General features: G+C 66.3%; 14 protein-coding genes and 1 pseudogene. 3 read left to right on the forward strand and 12 right to left on the reverse strand.

Annotated features, from left to right (window positions below; genetic code table 11):
• Positions 1–88: 88 nt before the first annotated feature.
• Positions 89–934 (reverse strand): IclR family transcriptional regulator domain-containing protein, encoded by an 846-nt coding sequence (locus AFER_RS10490; RefSeq protein ID WP_015799401.1) that lies wholly within the window; start codon positions 932–934, stop codon positions 89–91.
• Positions 935–1,109: 175 nt separating this feature from the next.
• On the opposite strand from AFER_RS10490, the gene AFER_RS10495 reads away from it, so the two are divergent.
• The 3 genes from AFER_RS10495 (at position 1,110) to AFER_RS10505 (ending at position 5,073) form a co-directional block, all read left to right on the forward strand.
• Positions 1,110–2,624 (forward strand): amidohydrolase family protein, encoded by a 1,515-nt coding sequence (locus tag AFER_RS10495; RefSeq protein ID WP_015799402.1) that lies wholly within the window; start codon positions 1,110–1,112, stop codon positions 2,622–2,624.
• Between the two features lie 426 nt (positions 2,625–3,050).
• Complete coding sequence (locus AFER_RS10500) at positions 3,051–3,518, forward strand: MTB12 C-terminal domain-containing protein (protein WP_015799403.1); 468 nt, start codon at positions 3,051–3,053, stop codon at positions 3,516–3,518.
• 52 nt (positions 3,519–3,570) lie between these two features.
• Positions 3,571–5,073: an MFS transporter gene (locus tag AFER_RS10505; protein ID WP_171789002.1), complete on the forward strand. Its 1,503-nt coding sequence runs from the start codon at positions 3,571–3,573 to the stop codon at positions 5,071–5,073.
• Between the two features lie 58 nt (positions 5,074–5,131).
• Here the strand turns inward: AFER_RS10505 and AFER_RS10510 are convergent, their stop codons facing one another.
• The 11 genes and pseudogenes from AFER_RS10510 to rpmH form a co-directional block, all read right to left on the reverse strand.
• A complete protein-coding gene (locus tag AFER_RS10510) occupies positions 5,132–5,368 on the reverse strand; it encodes a hypothetical protein (RefSeq protein ID WP_015799405.1) in 237 nt (78 codons plus the stop codon).
• A 154-nt stretch (positions 5,369–5,522) separates the two neighbouring features.
• Positions 5,523–9,215: an ABC transporter ATP-binding protein gene (locus AFER_RS10515; RefSeq protein WP_015799406.1), complete on the reverse strand. Its 3,693-nt coding sequence runs from the start codon at positions 9,213–9,215 to the stop codon at positions 5,523–5,525.
• Between the two features lie 319 nt (positions 9,216–9,534).
• A complete protein-coding gene (locus AFER_RS10520) occupies positions 9,535–10,455 on the reverse strand; it encodes a ParB/RepB/Spo0J family partition protein (RefSeq protein WP_015799407.1) in 921 nt (306 codons plus the stop codon).
• Positions 10,448–11,209, reverse strand: a complete 762-nt coding sequence (locus AFER_RS10525; protein ID WP_015799408.1) for a ParA family protein — start codon at positions 11,207–11,209, stop codon at positions 10,448–10,450. The genes AFER_RS10520 and AFER_RS10525 overlap by 8 nt, the downstream gene beginning before the upstream one ends.
• A gap of 702 nt (positions 11,210–11,911) precedes the next feature.
• Positions 11,912–13,438: an IS1182-like element ISAcfe1 family transposase gene (locus tag AFER_RS10530; RefSeq protein ID WP_015799409.1), complete on the reverse strand. Its 1,527-nt coding sequence runs from the start codon at positions 13,436–13,438 to the stop codon at positions 11,912–11,914.
• Positions 13,439–14,255: 817 nt separating this feature from the next.
• Positions 14,256–14,912: an RsmG family class I SAM-dependent methyltransferase gene (locus AFER_RS11375; RefSeq protein WP_015799410.1), complete on the reverse strand. Its 657-nt coding sequence runs from the start codon at positions 14,910–14,912 to the stop codon at positions 14,256–14,258.
• Positions 14,887–15,732, reverse strand: a complete 846-nt coding sequence (gene jag, locus AFER_RS11380) for an RNA-binding cell elongation regulator Jag/EloR (protein WP_015799411.1) — start codon at positions 15,730–15,732, stop codon at positions 14,887–14,889. The genes AFER_RS11375 and jag overlap by 26 nt, the downstream gene beginning before the upstream one ends.
• Before the next feature lie 31 nt (positions 15,733–15,763).
• Complete coding sequence (locus tag AFER_RS10555; RefSeq protein WP_015799412.1) at positions 15,764–16,774, reverse strand: YidC/Oxa1 family membrane protein insertase; 1,011 nt, start codon at positions 16,772–16,774, stop codon at positions 15,764–15,766.
• A gap of 29 nt (positions 16,775–16,803) precedes the next feature.
• Positions 16,804–16,992, reverse strand: a pseudogene (yidD, locus tag AFER_RS11845) (membrane protein insertion efficiency factor YidD); the annotation flags it as partial.
• A 41-nt stretch (positions 16,993–17,033) separates the two neighbouring features.
• On the reverse strand, positions 17,034–17,387 hold the full coding sequence (locus AFER_RS10560; RefSeq protein ID WP_015799414.1) for a ribonuclease P protein component: 354 nt from the start codon (positions 17,385–17,387) through the stop codon (positions 17,034–17,036).
• Positions 17,388–17,522 (reverse strand): 50S ribosomal protein L34, encoded by a 135-nt coding sequence (rpmH, locus tag AFER_RS10565; protein WP_015799415.1) that lies wholly within the window; start codon positions 17,520–17,522, stop codon positions 17,388–17,390.
• Positions 17,523–17,614 lie beyond the last annotated feature (92 nt).

Below are 17,614 nucleotides of genomic sequence, written 5' to 3' on the forward strand. Positions count from 1 at the left end.
CGCACCGCACGACGTCACGAACCCGCCGAACTCGGAGTCGACCCCGACGTGTCCGTAGATCGGACGCCTGTCCGTCTTTGCGTGGATACTAAAGGTTCCCGGCGGTGCTGTCAAGCGTCCGGGCCGAATGCAAGCCGTCACGCACCGCCAATGGCGCTGCCGCGATCCGAGCGACGTCGGCGTCGATGGCCTTGGCGGTCTCGATCAGTCTCGGGAGATGGTGCTCGAGCAACTCGTCCAGACTGGTCTCGGCAGCATGCACGTTCACGTTGACAGCCGCTACCACCTTGCCGTCTGGATCATGGAGTGCGACGGCGATGGAGCGAATACCCACGGCGAGCTCCTCGTCGGTGAGAGCCCAGCCCCGCTCGCGCACGTTGGCGAGCACGCGCCGCAGCTCCTCGAGGGCAGGGGCACGACGCGGCGTCACCGGAGAGCGCGACGGCACGGCCAGGGTGCGCTCCAGTTCGTCGTGGTCGAGATCGGCCAGCAGCACCTTGCCGAGTGACGTCACGGAAGCCGGAAAGCGCGTCCCCACGGTCACCGCGATTGCCACGATCTTTGGCACCGCAACCCGGGCAACGTAGAGCACGTCCGAACCATCCAAGACAGCGATCGAGGACGATTCCCTGGTCTCGGCCACCAACTGCTCGAGGTGAGGTCGCGCGACCTCCCAACGACTCCTCGCGAGCACCGACGCCGTGCCGAGATCCAGCACCCTCGGGGTCAGCTCATAACGCCCGTCGTCTCGTTGCCGAACGTAACCGAGTTCGGCCAACGTCGCCAGGATGCGGTGGGCGGTCGGACGCGCGAGATGAGCTCGGGTCGCGAGCTCGACGAGGCTGGCTGGCTCGCCGCGACCGAACGCGAGAAGGACGTCGAGACCCCGGGCGAGCGACTCGACGAAGTCGGGGTTCTCGCTGCGTCTGACCACCGTGCTCCCTCTCGTCCGAGCCCAGAGGGAGCCTACTCGGTGCGCGCCTGCACGATCGATGCGAGGTCCTTGACGACAGACGAGCGATGGTGCATACTTGCGCATCACCATACGGACACATGTCCGAAACTGCGGACCAGCAGCGACCGGTCCAGTGCCGACGAAGGGAGCGAGCATGCGAACCAGCGAAGTCGTCCGCGAGCCGATGGTGCTGCGCGAGGGACTCGTCCTCACGATGAATCGGGCCCACGACGTGCTCGCCTCGACCGACGTGCTCGTCCGGAACGGACGGATCGAGGCGATCGGCCCGCGCCTCGAAGTGCCCGAGGGCACCCGAGAGATCGACGCTCGCGGCGGCATCATCATGCCCGGGATGATCGACACCCACCGGCACATGTGGCAGACCGCAATGCGTGGCTACGGAGCAGACTGGACCTTAACGCAATACTTCGTGTGGTACTACCTCACCTGGGGCAAGCGGTTCCGTCCTGAGGACATCTGGGCAGGGAACTTCCTCAGCGCCCTCGAGGCGCTCGACGCCGGTGTGACGACCACGGTGGATTGGTCCCATGGACTCCAGACCGTCGAGCACGCCGAGGCCGCCGCGGACGCCCTCGAGGAGGCTCCCGGACGGTTCGTCCTTGCCTACGGCAACATTCAACAGGGGCCATGGGAGTGGACGACCGACCACGCGTTCCGCGCCTTCGTCGAGCGACGTTTCGGGGGCGGAGGCACCGAGCTCCTCGGGTTCCAGCTCGCGTTCGACGTCACCGGCGATCCGGCGTTCCCCGAGCGAGCCGCCTTCGAGGTTGCTCGAGATCTCGACGTCCCGGTCACCACACACGCTGGGGTCTGGGGTGCCACCAACGACGACGGAATCCGTCTGATGCACGAGCACGGGTTCATGACACCGCGGACCATCTACGTCCACGCCGCCACCCTGTCGCCGGACTCCTACCACCGCATCAGTGCAACCGGCGGCTGGGCATCGGTATCGACCGAGAGCGAACAGAGCGCCGGTCAGGGTTACCCGCCCACCTGGCAGCTGCGACGCTACGGTATCGGCGTCTCGCTCTCGATGGACACCAGTGTGTGGTGGAGTGCCGACCTCTTCAGCGCGATGCGAGCCACTCTCGGCGCCGACCGCGCGCGCGAGCACCTCGAGGCGCACGCCCGCAACGAAACCGTCACCAATCACCACCTGCGTGCCGAGCACGTGGTCGAATGGGCAACCATAGGTGGAGCTCGCGCACTGGGCCTCGACCACCTCATCGGCAGCATCGAGATCGGCAAGCGCGCCGACCTCGTCGTCCTCAAGAATGACCACTCGCCAGCGATGACGCCGATCTTGCACCCCTACGGCCACGTAGCGTTCCAGGCCCAGCGAGCCGACGTTCACACCGTCATCGTCGACGGGGTTCTCGTCAAGGACGACCATCGGCTCGTCGGTGACCATCTCGCCCGAGCGCGACGCGGCGTCGACGAGACCGTGGCCTACCTCATGCAAGAGCTTGGTGACGAGGCATGGCTCGAAGGGATGCATCCGGCGATCCCGGAGCTCTCGGTCCTCGAGAACCCCTATACCTACACCGAGTGGCGCAGCGAGAGCGCACGTTGGCGGGACCGCGGCGGCCCGGACACCTCCGAGCAGAACGCCGATGGCGGCACGCCCAAGCCGCCGTCTGCCTGACAGAGCCCGATAGCTCTGCCCACTGAGGTGGGCACTTGGCCTTCGACCGAGACCACCGGCTTGGGCGCACCAGCAGGTGCCCATGGGTCCCCCGTCGTCTGCTCCAGAGTGCCCACCCGGTGGACCACTGACCAGAGCTGCGACGACAATGGTCCGCAAGACCTGCCTGCACCGCGCAGCTCCAGACGTCATCGATTGATGAGCTTGCAGGAAACCCGCGGCTGGTATCGACGGCCTCGAGGCCGACGGAACGACCTCACCCTCCGCACGCGGCAGCCCGCTCGCTCCGACGAGAGGCCGACCACCCAGCGCCCTGCCATGACCGGGAGTCTGCCTGTCCTCGCTCGGGGCGAGGTCTTTGTACTCTACCACTATTTCGAAGCTGGAGATACACTGAGGAGCAGCACAAGCAGAAGGGAGACGGTCATGCTCACGATGCATCGTGTTGCGCTCGCAGCGCTCATGGTCGCAGCGGGAGGAGCTTCGCTCACCGCCTGCGGATCGACGACGACCTCCTCGAAGCCGACGACCACCAGTCCCACCGCAGCGATCAAGAAGAGCTACACCGACTTCTTCGCCGGCACGACGTCCGCCGCAACGAAGATCTCGCTCCTCCAGAACGGCAGAGAGTTCGCCGACATCATCGACGGCCAGGCTTCGTCGTCGCTCGCCAAGAGCGTGCAAGCAACCGTCCAGAAGGTGACGCTCACCTCCGGGACGACCGCACGCGTCGTCTACACCCTGGACGTCGGCGGACAGCCCGCACTGAAGAACCAGACCGGCGAGGCGGTCAAGGTCGGTGGCCACTGGCTCGTGGGTGATGGGAGCTTCTGTGGCCTCTTGGCGCTCGAGGGCGTGAAGAACGTACCTGGGTGCACGAGCACCGCTGGCTAAGACCGTGCATCCGTCGGCCCGCGCACGAGCGCTGGTGGTGCTCTGTGCGGTCATGTCCCTGACGTTCCTCGACACCACGATCGTCGCGGTTGCGCTCGCCAGCGTGCAGACCAGCCTGCACGCTGGCGTGGCCCAGTTGCAATGGGTGATCGGTGGCTATGCGCTCGCCTTCGGCGCGCTGATGCTGCCCTTCGGAGCGCTCGGGGATCGCTTCGGTCGGCGGCGCGCGATGCTCGTCGGTCTGGCACTCTTTGCTGTTGGATCTGCGACCGCTGCGCTTGCCCACTCACCCGCTCAGTTGATCGCCGCTCGCGTGGTCATGGGTGTCGGCGCTGCCGCCAGCGAGCCTGGGACGCTCTCGATCATTCGGCAGCTCTACACCGAGCCCGGCAGCCGCGCACGAGCACTCGGCGTGTGGTCCGCAGTAGCGGCACTCGCGCTCGCCGTCGGACCGGTCATCGGGGGAGTACTCGTCGGGATTGGAGGCTGGCCAGCGATCTTCTGGTTCAATGTCGCCGCGAGCGTCGTCGTCATCGTGGTCACGGCCATCGTCATCCCCGAGAGTACGGACCCCGGTGTCGGGCGCATCGACTGGGGTGGAGCAGCACTCGGCCTGATCGCCATCGGTGGGGCGCTCTTCGGCGTCATCCAGGGCGAGGCACGCGGCTATGGCAACCCTCTCATCGTGGCGGTCTTCGTCGTGGCCGCCGTCGGTTTGGCCGTCTTCAGCGTCCTTGAGGCACACGTGCCGAACCCGATGCTCGACCTGCACTACCTTCGTCGACCAGGCTTCTCCGGGTCGCTGGTGCTGGCGTTCAGCGTGTACTTCTCGATCTTCGCGATCTTCTTCTTCACTGCCCTGTATCTGCAGATCGTCGAGGGCTACAGCGGCTACCGCATCGCGTCGGTGTTCCTCCCGATGGCGCTCGCCATGATCCTGACCTCGCTGGCCACCGGACGGTGGGTAGCGCGCATTGGCGTCGGCATGCCCATCGCACTGGGATCACTGCTCGCCGGCCTCGGCGTGCTCGGTGCCGACGTCGGCCTCAGCGGCAGCACGCATCCATTGGTGCTCGCCCTCTCCCTCACCGTGGCTGGACTCGGCTTCGGCACCACCGTCGTTCCGGTCACGAGTATCGCGCTCGCCGTCGTACCGCAGCAGCACTCAGGCATGGCCGCTGCGTCCACAAACACCGCACGAGCCCTCGGCGTGATCGCGAGCGTCTCGGTTCTCGGCTCGTACCTCAATGCCCAGCTCACCAGTGGCCTTGGTACCAAGCTCGCCCGACTCGGGGTCCCACCGGTCTTCCGCCACGTGGTGATCAGCGCGGTCGAGACGGGCGGCGTCCCCGGTGGCTCGAGCATTGCGGCCGACACCAAAACGTTCGGGCCTCTCGTCGCCAAGGTCGTCACAGCTGCCTACGGAGCATTTCATCGAGGTCTCACCATCTCATTGATCATCGCTGGCGCGCTCATCATCGTCTCGGGCGTCTTGAGCGCCGTCGCGGTGCGAGGTGCGCGGACGCGCCCCGACGGCGAGACGTCCCAGGCGTAGTCGAGGCCCAACCACCGGGCGACCCCGAGCTGTGCTCGAGGCCGCCCGAAGTGCGAGCTCAGGCCGTGGTCGCCGACGACGTCGTCGCCGACGTTCCGGTATGAGCCGGGCACGGGTTGGTGGTCGTGGATGGCGTGGTCGTGGTGGTCGTCGGCGTCGTCGACGAACTCAGCTGGACGACTGTTCCGGTCGTCGGTGCGGCCATCGACTGCGCGATGGCGAAACCGACACCGCCACCAGCGATCGCCGCTCCCGCGACGCCGAGACGGATCAGGACTCTCCGAGACAGGGTCACGCTCCCTCTACCTCCTTCATTGTGTCTGTTGCTGGTGCCCGCAGGCACGCCGATGGGTCATCGGCACCCCCATCCTCGCGTATGGGCCTGGGAGCGAGTCCAGCTCGACCATGGAAGCAGGCAAGAGGCCACGCGCGACTCGCGCTGCCTTCGATCACTCTCCGACCGCTCGACGATGAAGCTCAGCCATGGCCGCGGTAGCTCGCTGCGCCTGTGCATACCATCCGCCCCGTCGAAGCAGTTCGTCGTGGGTGCCGTCCTCCAGGATGCTTCCGGCACCCACGACGACGATCCGATCCATGCGCTCGGCACTGTGGAGGCGATGCGCGATCATGACCGTCGTGCGGCCGGCGCCGGCACGCTCGATGCCAGCGTGCACGCGAGCGTCGAGCTCGGGATCGAGGTTCGACGTCGCTTCATCGAGGAGCAAGATCGCGGGATCGATGAGGACGGCTCTCGCAAGACACACGAGTTGGCGCTCCCCCGCCGCCAGCGCGCGACCACGCTCGCCCACGACCTGGTCGTAGCCGTCCGGCAGTGCAGCGATGACGTCATGGGCACCGACGGCTCGCGCTGCGGCCTCGACGTCGTCGTCGCTGGCCCAGGGTGCACCGAACGTGATGTTGTCCCGAATCGTGCCTGAGAAGAGGAACGGCTCCTGGGGGACGTAGCCGACCCGGCTGCGGAACCACGCAAGGTCCAAGGCTCGCAGATCCGTGCCGTCGAGGCGCACCGCGCCTTGCGAGGGATCGACGAAGCGAACCAGCAGCTTCATGAGGGTCGACTTACCGGCGCCTGTCTCACCCACCACCGCGACGTGCTGGCCCGCTGGGATCGCGAGCGAGCAGTCACGAAGCGCGGGGCGCTGAACCCCCGGGTAGGCGAACCACACCCGATCGAGTTCGATGCTCCCTCGGATCCGGGTGGGTCGACTCGCGTTCGGGCTGGAGCGGATGCTCGGTTGCTCGTCGAGGAGCGAGTTGATCTTGCGCAGTCCGGCCCTCGCTCGCTGGTACGCGTCGAAGGTTTGTGCGAGCTGTTGGACGGGCGCGAACAGCTGCGTGATGTAGAGCAAGAACGCGACCAGCACGCCGACTTCGATCACATGGCCACGCACCAGCCCACTCCCCACCCAGAGGACACCGGCGGTCACCACCACACTGGTAAGGTCCGCGAGGGCCACGTAGATCGCCTGGACACCAAGAGCGGTCAAGCTGGCGTTGCGATAGGCAATCCCCAGCCGTCGAAACGTCGCGAGACCAGCCTCCTCCTGACCGAGGGCCTGGACGACTTGCACGCCAGCGATGCTCTCTTGGAAATGCGCGTTCACCGCGGCCACGTGTTCGCGCTGCCGGTCGTAGGCGCGCTGAGCGATGGCTCGATACACCACGGTCGCGACCACGAGCACCGGCACGGCGACCAGTGCGACCAACGCGAGACGCGGCTCGAGTGCGACGAGCACGACCGCAATCACCACGACCGTCGCGATCCCCACGATGGCACTGACCAAGCCGTTCTGGAGCAGCTGCGACATGGTCTCGACGTCGCTGGTCAGCCGGGTGACGAGCCGACCGCTCGGCTCCCGTTCGAAGACGTCGATACCGAGCCGCTGTAGGTGCGAGAACAGTCGGAGCCGCAGCTCGAAGAGCATCGACTCCCCCACACGGCCCGTCTGGACAGTCTCGGCCCACTGATCGATCCAACCGATCAACGCGACCGCGAGGAGTCCGAGCGCGGCGAGCACAACCGTGATGCCACTGTGGGCGAGCATGCCTCCGTCGATACCACTTCGCACGATGAGGGGGCCGATGACCCCCGAAGCGGTGTCGATGGCGACGAGTGCCAACGCGAGCACGAGGCCGAAGCGCCAGCCGGAGAGAAACGTGCCGAGTCGGATGCGACCCTCGCCAGGTGGCTGTGTCCACCGGGGCCGCTGCGGCTCATCACGAGTCGGGGGGAGGTGCGCGATGAGCTCGCCGACCCAAGGCGGCACGTCACCCAGGCTCCGAGCAGCTGCGAGGCGACGCCGACCAGAACCACTCGCCTCGACGATCTGTCGCTTGGGGGACACCGCCTCGATCTCGACATCAGAGCCATCCCCACCATCGAGAAATCGGCGCACCCACGACGACATCGCGGCGACACGGGCAACCGAACCGTCAGCGACGACACAGCCCTGCTCCAACACCACCACACGATCGACCAAGGAGACGACAGAGGCACGGTGCGACACGACGATCACCGTCGGGCGCTCTGGCAGCGCCCGGATCGACGCGATGATGCGCTCCTCGGTCGTCGGATCGATGGCCGAGGTCGCGTCGTCGAGCACGAGCACGTGCGGGCGCATGACGAGTGCACGCGCAAGCGCGAGGCGTTGGCGCTGACCTCCTGAGAGTGTCACTCCGCCTTCGCCGATCTGGGTGTCGAACCCGTCAGGCAAGGCCTCGATGAACTCCAGGGCGCCCGCCCGTCCACAGGCCTCACGAACCTCGGCCTCCGACGCATCCGGGCAACCGAAACGAACGTTGTCGACCACCGTGCCGGCCAGCAGGACGCTCTCCTCGAAGACCATGCTCACGCGGCGCCGTAGCTCGGCGAGCGACACCGAGCGGACGTCGACGCCGCCAACGAGCACCGCGCCCCCCGAGACCTCGGCCAACCGCGGCAACAACGTGCAGAGCGTGGTCTTCCCGGATCCCGACGGGCCGAGGATCGCGACCATCTCACCAGCCGCGATCTCGAGATCGACCCCTGCGAGCACTTCGTGCGTCCCCCCACGTAGCGCCGTGACGCCCCGTACGCTGACACGGCGAGCGTCGCGTGGAAGTGGCAGTGGGTGCGGCACCTCGGTGATGCCAGGTTCGATCGAGAGGAGTTGGTCAATCCGTTCGAAGCCTGCTCGCGCCTGCTGGCCGACGACGAGGATGCCGGCCACCATGCGCGCGGGCGCCGCGAGCTGCGTCAGGTAGCTCGCGAAGGCGACGAACGTCCCGATCGTGACGTCGCCGTTCAACGCAAGCAGACCGCCGAGGGCGAGAATGCCTGCCTGCACGAGCTGCGGTATCGCCTGGAGCTCAGCGGTGACCCAGGCGCGCAGCCTGATGTTGCGAAGCCTCGACGCGTAGAGCGCACGCGCGCCATCGACGAACCGGCGTATCTGCGACGCTTCCTGCCCGAAGGCGCGCACCACACGAGCTCCGATGATCGACTCGGTCACCACGGTCGTGAGTTCGCCCTCCCGCTGCTGTGCGTCCCAGCTCGACGGGAAGACCGTGGAGCGCAGGGTTCGCGACGCTAGGAAGGTGGCAACCGGGACGATCAGTGCGAGCAGCATGAGCCAGACGTTCAGCACGCTCATGATGACGATCGACACGATCGCTTGGAGAACCGCGCCAAGAACCATCGGAGCCCACGCCAGGACTTGTTGAACGAGACCGAGATCCGTCGTCACACGTGAGAGCAGCTGGCCGATCTCGAGACCTTCGTGGGTGGCGAGATCGAGCGAGACGAGGTGCGCGTACACCTCGTTCCGGATGTCGAGTTGCACGTCGTAGGCCACTCGGCCACCGATGAACCGTCGCACCAGGGTCGTGCCAAAACGCACGATACCGATCCCCACTAAGCCGAGCACCAGCGCCTCGATGGCGGCCCGTCGGCCTCCAAGCCCGTCGATCACGGCTCGTTGCACCACGGGAACCAACGCCAGCGACCCCATCGACACGGCCGATGCAAGCAGGGTCACGGCAAGCTTGCCACGGTGCCGGCGAAGCCATGGCGCAACCGCTGCCCACGAGCCTTCGGTCACCGACGTCGCGATCGGACGGGACCGCTCCCCGCCCTTGGTCATCCTCACCGCTCTCGTGCTCCCCGCCGCTGCGCCCCACGTGCTGGCTCACATACTTGTATTCTCCCACCACCCTAGAGCGATAGCAGCGCGATCACACCTCTCCAGGGACCTCATCCGCTACCACGAGTCCACCCACGTGGCCTCCGTTGTGCGCCGCGACCCTCCTCTGTCTCGGGCGCGGACCGCACGGCCCAACCACCGAACTGCCCCAACGATACGAGCAACGCCCTTGGCGGCTGACGCGACCGGTCTCCTTGGCTCACAATCCACAGGGTTGTGCACACCTGTGCACAACCCTCTTGTTCACCTTCCGATAACCCTACGCCTCGACTTGAGGGTGGGGGTCGACGATGCCCGACGCGATGCGATGGAGATCGGCAAGATCGACGAACCGAACTCGGATGTACCCTGCGCCACTCTTGCTCACGTCGATCTGCACATCCGACTCCATGACGTCCGCGAGCAACCGCTCGAGCTCGACGACGATGGCCGGACGCAGCCGTGCCTCGGGCACCGCCTCCTTGGGGCCCTGCGCATGCTCCGATTCGCCAGCCTCGACCCTCGTCGCCTCGGCCGCGGGGTTCGAGATCGCCCGCACCGCCTCCTCGACGTCTCGGACGGACAGGCCTTCCTCGACCGTTCTCCTGGCCAACTCCTCCTGCAGACGACGATCCGGGCAACCGAGCAAGGCCCTCGCATGCCCCGCCGACAACACCCCATCGAGCAGCATCCGCTGCAGCGCAGCGGGGAGCTGCAGGAGTCGCAGCGTATTCGAGACAGCCGCCCGACTCTTGCCGACACCACGAGCAACCTCGTCGTGCGTCAGCTGGAAATCGTCGATCAACTGCCGGTACGCAGCTGCCTCTTCCAGCGGGTTCAAGTCACGACGGTGCAGGTTCTCGATGACGGCCACCTGGAGCGACCCGCGGTCGTCTCGATCTTGCACGATGGCGGGGATGCGATCCAGGCCAGCTCGCTGCGCCGCGCGCCACCGCCGTTCGCCAGCGATCAGCTCGTAGCCGTCCGCGACCCGCCGCACGAGGATCGGTTGGAGAACGCCGACCTCGGCGATCGATGCGGCAAGGCCACTCAGCGCCTCCTCGTCGAAGATCGTCCGCGGCTGCAGAGGATTCGGACGAATCGCCCCTACTGGAATCTCGACGAGGCCATGCTGCTCCTGCTGAACGCCTGTTGGAATCAGCGCACCAAGTCCGCGCCCCAAACCGGTCTGCCTAGCCATCCTTGCGCAGCTCCGTCGCCAGGTCGCGATAGGCAATGGCGCCTCGCGAGCTCGGATCGAACGTCGTAATTGGCTGCCCAAACGAGGGGGCCTCGGAGAGTCGTATGTTGCGAGGGATCACTGTCTCACACACCAAGTCACCGCAGAACTCCTTCACGTTGGCTACCACCTGCTCGGAGAGGTTCGTCCGGGCATCGAACATCGTCATGACCACGTGCGAAACACGGAGCGTCGGGTTCAGGCTCTGCTGCACCAATGTCACGTTCCGAAACAGCTGCGACAATCCCTCGAGGGCGTAGTACTCGCACTGGATCGGCACGAGCACCTCATCTGCGGCAGCCAACGCATTGACCGTCAGCAGTCCGAGCGACGGCGGACAATCAATGAAGATGTAGTCGTAGTCGCCTCGGACCGGCTCCAACGCCCTGCGCAACCGAGTCTCACGCGACAGCACCGACACCAGCTCGATCTCCGCACCAGCGAGGTCGATGGTTGCACCCGCGACGAACACATTGCGGACCCCAGTCGCCTCGATGACGTCTTCCAACGGCGTCTCGTGCACGACCGCGTCATAGATCGACCCCGCAAGATCCCGAGGGTTCACCCCGAGGCCCGTCGTCGCGTTGCCTTGCGGATCGAAGTCGACCAGCAAGACCCTCGCCCCCTGCTCAGCCAACGCTGCAGCGAGGTTCACGGCTGTCGTGGTCTTACCGACCCCACCCTTCTGATTGGCGACCGCAATGACCCTACCCATGGCTACTCCCGCGGACGTGTTCGCCTGCAGTTCCACGTGGAACTTGACGCTTCACGGCAGGCTACTCGATCACGGCTCCACCCCGCGCCACAGACCCTCCCTCCACCGTCACGTTCCACGTGAAACTGGAGCTGCAGACCAACCACCCACGCCACGTCTTCCGTCCGCACCATCAGACCAACCCTCCCGGGTCTCCAAGCGCGCAACACGCATACCACCCCGCCGCCGCTCGATACCACATGACCGACGGATCGACCATCGAGCACCTTCGAACTCCATGAGCCTGCCTCCGCCTCACCCGCGCCCACCCAAACCCCTCAACCTGGAGCCCCCGTCGCAGCCGGAACCACCCGTACCATCGACTCCCCGTGCGACCACAGCTTCCACCTGGCGGACCAACGCCAACGGCCATCGACGACCCCCACCAACCAGTACGTGCGACTACCCCAAACGCATGCACGTCCGGAGCCCAGCGATCGATCACGCGAGAACGGTCACCCCACAGAAGGGCGAGAGGGGAGTGACAAGGGAACGAGAGGGGAGCGAGTCCTAGGAGCCTTCTGAACAAGCCCCTCCCTGGTAGCGACTGATGCCAGCCACCCAGCCCGGGAACGAGCTCAGCTGACCCGTGCTCGCCCAGCTCCTCACCCTCTCCTCTTCGTCCCCTCCTCGTGGGTGCGGAGGAGAGGGCCCGAGCGTCTCTCAGGTGGCAAGCACCCAGCCACCACCCACTCGGGTGAGCCCCAGGCGTAGCAGCACCTTCAGGTTCCAGGTCGCACAGAGCAGCTCGAAGTGCAGGCGGTTGCGCACGAGTCCCCGGTAGCGCAGCCTCGCCCCGGAGAGCTTGCGCTTGAGCTGTGCGTGGATCCGCTCGACGTTCGGTCGGGTGCGCTGGTAGTCGAGACGGACAGCCGGGTCCCCAAAGTGCGCCCGCTGGCTGATGCCGTGCCAGGTGGCAGGGGTGAAGGTGAGGACCCGTCCGCGCTTCGATCGTGTGCAGCGCTCCCGGAGCGGACAGCCATCGCAGTGCTTGGCGAAGGAGGCACGGCCCTTCGCGGAAATGGGGACTCGGTGCCCCGCAGGACAGCTAACCCATCCCTCCTCGACGACGAAGTCGTCGATCGTGAAGCCACCAGGGACCGCCATAGAAAGGGGCCGAGGCTTGATCACCTCGTCGTGGCCATGAGCGGCAAGCTCGTTGAAGACCTCGCTCGTGGCGTAGGCGCTGTCGCCATAGACCGTGCGTGGGCCGTCCTCGTCACCAAGGAGCTCGGGCACGACCTGTGCATCAGGCACGCTACCCGTCGTGATGGTCGAGGCGGTGACGATGCCGCTGTCTGGCTCGACGGCCACGTGGCCCTTGTAGCCATCGATGGCACGGGCACGGGACTTGTGCACATGGCGAGCGTCGGGGTCCACGGTGGAGATGACCCTGTCGCGGGCCACTCGCCTCGCGATGCGCCAGCGGCCTGCGGTGGCATCTGTGCACTCGACGTCCTGGCCCGCCACGAGCCCAAGGAGGCCCAGGGCCTCGCGCTGGGGCTCGGTGAGAGACGCGAGCTTCTCGGCCTCGGCGAGGTGGGCGGTGGCATCGGCGACGAGGGCGCTCACCGTGCGCACCACTGCTTCTTCGTCTCGGTAGTCGATGGCAGGCTTTGGACGGGTGTAGTCGATCGCTGGTGACAGAGGAACTTCGCGGAGCTCGGGGATCAGCCTGCGTACCCGGTTGATCTGAGCGACGAGTTGGGTCATGGTGTCTTGGGTCGCGACCGCATCGGCGAGCACGGTGGAGTCGACGACGCGCTTCGTCGTGCCCTTGAGCACCCCCGTGGCACCGATCACCTCGGCCACGAGCTCGGTGATGAGTCTTGGGGTCTCGGAGGTGGCGATGCGCCTGCGCCAGTAGGTGAGCACCGTGGGGTGAAAACCTGGGTCCTCGAGGTCGAGACCGAGGGCGTACTTCCAGCGCAGGTTGTAGCGGACCTGCTCTGTCGCCTCGGTGTCCGAGAGCCCCTCGAGCACCTGGAGCACCATGACCGCGAGCACCCTCGAGGCGGGGATGGAGGGTCTGCCGGTCGTGGAGGGATAGAGGTGGCGGAAGCGCTCGTCGGGGAAGAGCTCCCTGCGGTGCTCGGCGAGGAAGGCGTAGATGGACCCTGGCTCGATGAGCGAGGAGCAGAAGGCCTCCGTCGCGGTGAGGTGTGCCTGGTCTGATTCGGTGCCCAACATGCAAAAAGTCTAGCTGAGCTGGGCAAATGGCGCTGGGCAGGAGGGGAGGAGCGCCGTGCGTCGCCGCGCTACGTGGAGGAGTTGTTCAGGAGGCTCCTAGAGGCCTACGGCCACCTCGCACACCGATCACGGGTGGACCACAGCCGCGACGCTCCCAGACGCCTCTCGATCCATGCACGGCTGCTCGTCGGTGCCCATCGCCACAGGACGGGCGGACCGCCGCCATCACGTCACACGGAATCGCGCCGAACCACGCGCAGCTCGTCCCGGAATGCCGTCGTCCGACATCGGCCGCACACGCCGCTCGCGATGACCCTCACGATCCGACTCCCTGCGCAGAGCTGCCAACGCCGAGCCCAGGCATCACTGACCTGGCGGACCACCCCAACGGCCACGGTCGAGAACGCCAGCCACGACACTACGGACACCACCAGCGCCAACTCCAGCGACCAAGCACGCGCCTACGCCACGACGCCGATGCGACCACGTGCGATCGGTGCGTGCCGACCTCGAGTTCACCCACCTCACCGAATGCCCACAGCAGCTGATCGCCCGCAGGAGCTGGCCACACCACCACGTGCTGCCGGAGCCAGTGTGACTTGCCGACGAGACCAACCCACCGTTCCTCACCGACCGTCGCCCCGCGCTCCAGCAAGCAGGCACGCCACAGCTCGCGAGGCCGCTCTCTCGGCACGCACCACCCGCACGTCAGCGCACGACCCCCGAGGCAATCCCGTGGGCGGCTCTCGTCGACGATCGAGTGCCAGCATCGAGGCACACCGAGGCAATCCACACAGGTCCCCAACCAGCCGCCCACTCATACGTCGTCGCGCCCGACCCGCAGTGTCGTCGAGGAACGCTCCTCGCTCCACAACGGTCGACGCTCCGGTATCCCGGAGCGTCGAGGATACTGTCCCGCGAGCGGTGCTACCTTGCGCAGCACAGTGAAGTGTGGGGGGCCCACCACCACTTCAGCCACGACGAGACCGAGCCTCGCGAGCTGCTCGCTGGCCGACCAACGCCGTCCAGCCCCCTCAGGTGGATCGGAGACCACGATGACGCCTCCAACGCGAACGAATCCGCTACCGATCTCGGCGGTGACCGGCGGAGCTCCGAATCCACGAGCGACCACGGCGTCAGCCCGTTCACGAATCTCCTTCGACCTTGCGAGCACCTCGCCCCGCTCAGCGGCGATTCGCACCCGAGCCGACCAGTTCAAGGCTCGAACCGCCTCGGTGAGGAACGCCGCACGCCGCTGGCGAGCATCGACCAGCAGTCCTTCCGATGCGGGTAGCTCGAGCGCGACGATCAGGCCCGGTATGCCTCCGCCCGATCCAAGATCGACCCATCGCTCGGCACCGTAGCGACGCACGAGCGCAGAGAAGGCCCTCGAATGTTCGAGGGCCTTCTCTGTGGGCTCGCCTACGAGACCGAGCTCGTGGGCCCGATCAATCCACTGCTCGACCGGCAGCATCGACGGACTCGGCGGCCGATGGTGCTACCCCGACACGGAAGATCACAACGTAGCGATCCGGTTCCTCACCCTCTGAACGCGTCCCGACACCGTCGATCTCGGCCACCACGTCATGGATCACCTTCCGATCTGCGGCGCTCATCGGCTCGAGCACGCGCTCTTCGCCAGTCGTCAGTGCGACCTCTGCCTGCTCTCGCGCGAAGCGCTCGAGCGCGACCCGCCGTCGCTCGCGATAGCCGGCGACGTCGACCGCCACCCGTCCCACACCCTCGCCGGCGATGGCCTGCAACACACTGCGCGTCAGCTCTTGAATCGCGTTCAGGACACTCGCCCGTGGCCCCACGAGGACCCCGAGCCCATCGCCCTCGATGTCGAGACTCATCTCTTCGTCATCGAGGTTGCTGACGCGAACCTCGCCCGTCAGCCCGAACTCCTGCATGAGCCCGGCCAAGAAGGCCTGTGCTCGCGCGGCAAGCTCCACACGCGAGAGGGGAGGAGTTCCCTCTGCCGCCGGGGCTTCGGCCGTCTGTTGTTCGTCGTTCATCGGAGCATCCTCTGTTTCGTCTCGCCTGGTACCAGCCCCGGGCCGCGCGTCAACGGCCCGATTTCGTCGTCCACGACGCCGATCACGCTTTGGCATCGGAAGCTTCGGCCGAAGACGAGCTCGAACCCGTGCCTCTCTCCGTCCGAACCCGAGAAAACTTGCTCGCCCTTCGTCGAGGACCTCGAACTCGACCTCGGCGTCTTCCACGCCGAGCACATCCAGTGCTTGCTCACGTGCCTCTTCGACAGTTCGTCCTGTCGTCTCGATCCAATCCATGCTCTGACTCCTAGCGATTCGCCGGTCGCCGTTAGCGACGACGCCGACCACGGCGACGGCGATAGCTGTTCTTCGAACCCTGCTGCTTGTTCTTCGCTGGCCCCGGTGGGGTCGCTGGACCGTCGGACCCGCCCTCGACCGCCGACGGCAACCCCTTCTTGCCGCCAAGGAAGCCAAAGATACCGCCACCTGCGGGAGCTGTCGGACTCGCCGCACCGTTACCGCGCTGCTCTGCGACCCGACGTCTCGCCTCGACCGAGTGCGCACGAAGGACCGGATCACGGCGCCACATCACCTCCTGCTGGGCGACGCGGAACAACCCGGAAACCAGGAAGTACACGGCAACACCGGCAGGGACATCGAGGTAGATGACACCGAAGACGACCGTTGTGAGCTGTTGGGTCAGCAGCGCCGATCGGTTCGCCGCGGCCGCCGTGGGATTCTTCGACGCAATCTGCTGAATCTGCAGGTACTGGATACCGACCGCGATCAGCACCAGCACGTAGTAGGGGAGTGCGTGCACGAAACCGACGTGCAGATGCAAGGGGGTCAGGGCCAGGTTGATCCCCACAAAGTCCATGTGCCCGCGGTCGGCCACCAGATTCTTGTAGAGCTTGCTGGCGTGTGAGATGTACAACGGCGCTGCGACGATGGCATGATGACTCGTCACCGTGTGTGTCAGGCCACGGATGACGTCGTACATCACGAACAGCAGCGGGAACTGCAACAGCATCGGCAAGCAACCGCCGAGCGGCGAAACGCCCTCCTCCTTGAAGAGTCGCTGCTGCGCTTCGGCGAGCCCCGCACGGTCCTTGCCGTACTGGCGCTGCAACTCCTTGAGCTTCGGCTGAATCGCTTGCATCTGCAGCATCGACCGCGTGGAGCGGATGGTCAGCGGCGACAGCGCGACCATCACGGTCACCGTCAGCAGCGCGATCGCGATGCCGTAGCTCGGGATGATGGCGTACCAGAAGGTCACGATCCCCGCGAGGAGCTCGAACAACGGGCGGAAGATCTCGCCCAGAACACTTGCGACGATCATGCGTGCGTTACCTTTCCGGACCGTCGAGGTGGAACGGGATCGTACCCTGAGCCCCCGAACGGGTTACAGCGACCCACTCGTTTAGCCGCCAACCAGCTTCCCCTCGCCAAGCCGTGCAACTCGACTGCCTCGTACGCGTACTGAGAGCAGCTCGGCACGTAGCGACACGGCGATGGACGACCACGCCGTGCGACCTGGTAGGCGCGAATGAGGCCCATGCCGGCCCGACGGGGAAGCGCACGTACGCGCGCCACAAGGCTCACGGGTCCTCCCGGGGGAACTCGCCTAGGTGCTCCAGCCTAGTGACATCCGCACGAATGGCGGCAAAGGAGGCGTCGAGCTTCCCTTCTCTCGGCCCGATCAGGTAGCTGCCGGGTGCGACAGCGCTGACGCGCAAGGCCTCGCGAACCCGGCGCCGAAATCGATTGCGCTCGACCGCCGTACCTGCTCGGCGCGGTATGGCAAACGCGACACGAACTGCGGCGCTCTGCTCGTCGCCTGACACGGTCTCCGTCGGCGCGACCACGACCCACATGGTGCCGAGCTGATAGCGCCGACCCACGCGCCGGAGACGATGGAAGTCCTGCCGGCGGGCAAGCCTTCCGAGCCGCACCTACGCCGACAGCCGGTGACGCCCCTTGAGGCGCCGAGCCTTGAGCACCGCACGACCGGCTCTCGTCGACATCCGCGCGCGAAAACCATGGGTGCGCGCACGACGCCGATTGTTGGGCTGGAACGTCCGCTTCATCGCCTGATCACCTTCCTTGTCGAGCCCCGCAGTCTAGGAGTTCGAGGAGTCGAGGCCAACACCCTGCGAGGCGAGCGAACGTGCCCTATGAT

It is taken from the genome of Acidimicrobium ferrooxidans DSM 10331 (assembly GCF_000023265.1).
In the GTDB taxonomy this organism is placed as follows: domain Bacteria; phylum Actinomycetota; class Acidimicrobiia; order Acidimicrobiales; family Acidimicrobiaceae; genus Acidimicrobium; species Acidimicrobium ferrooxidans.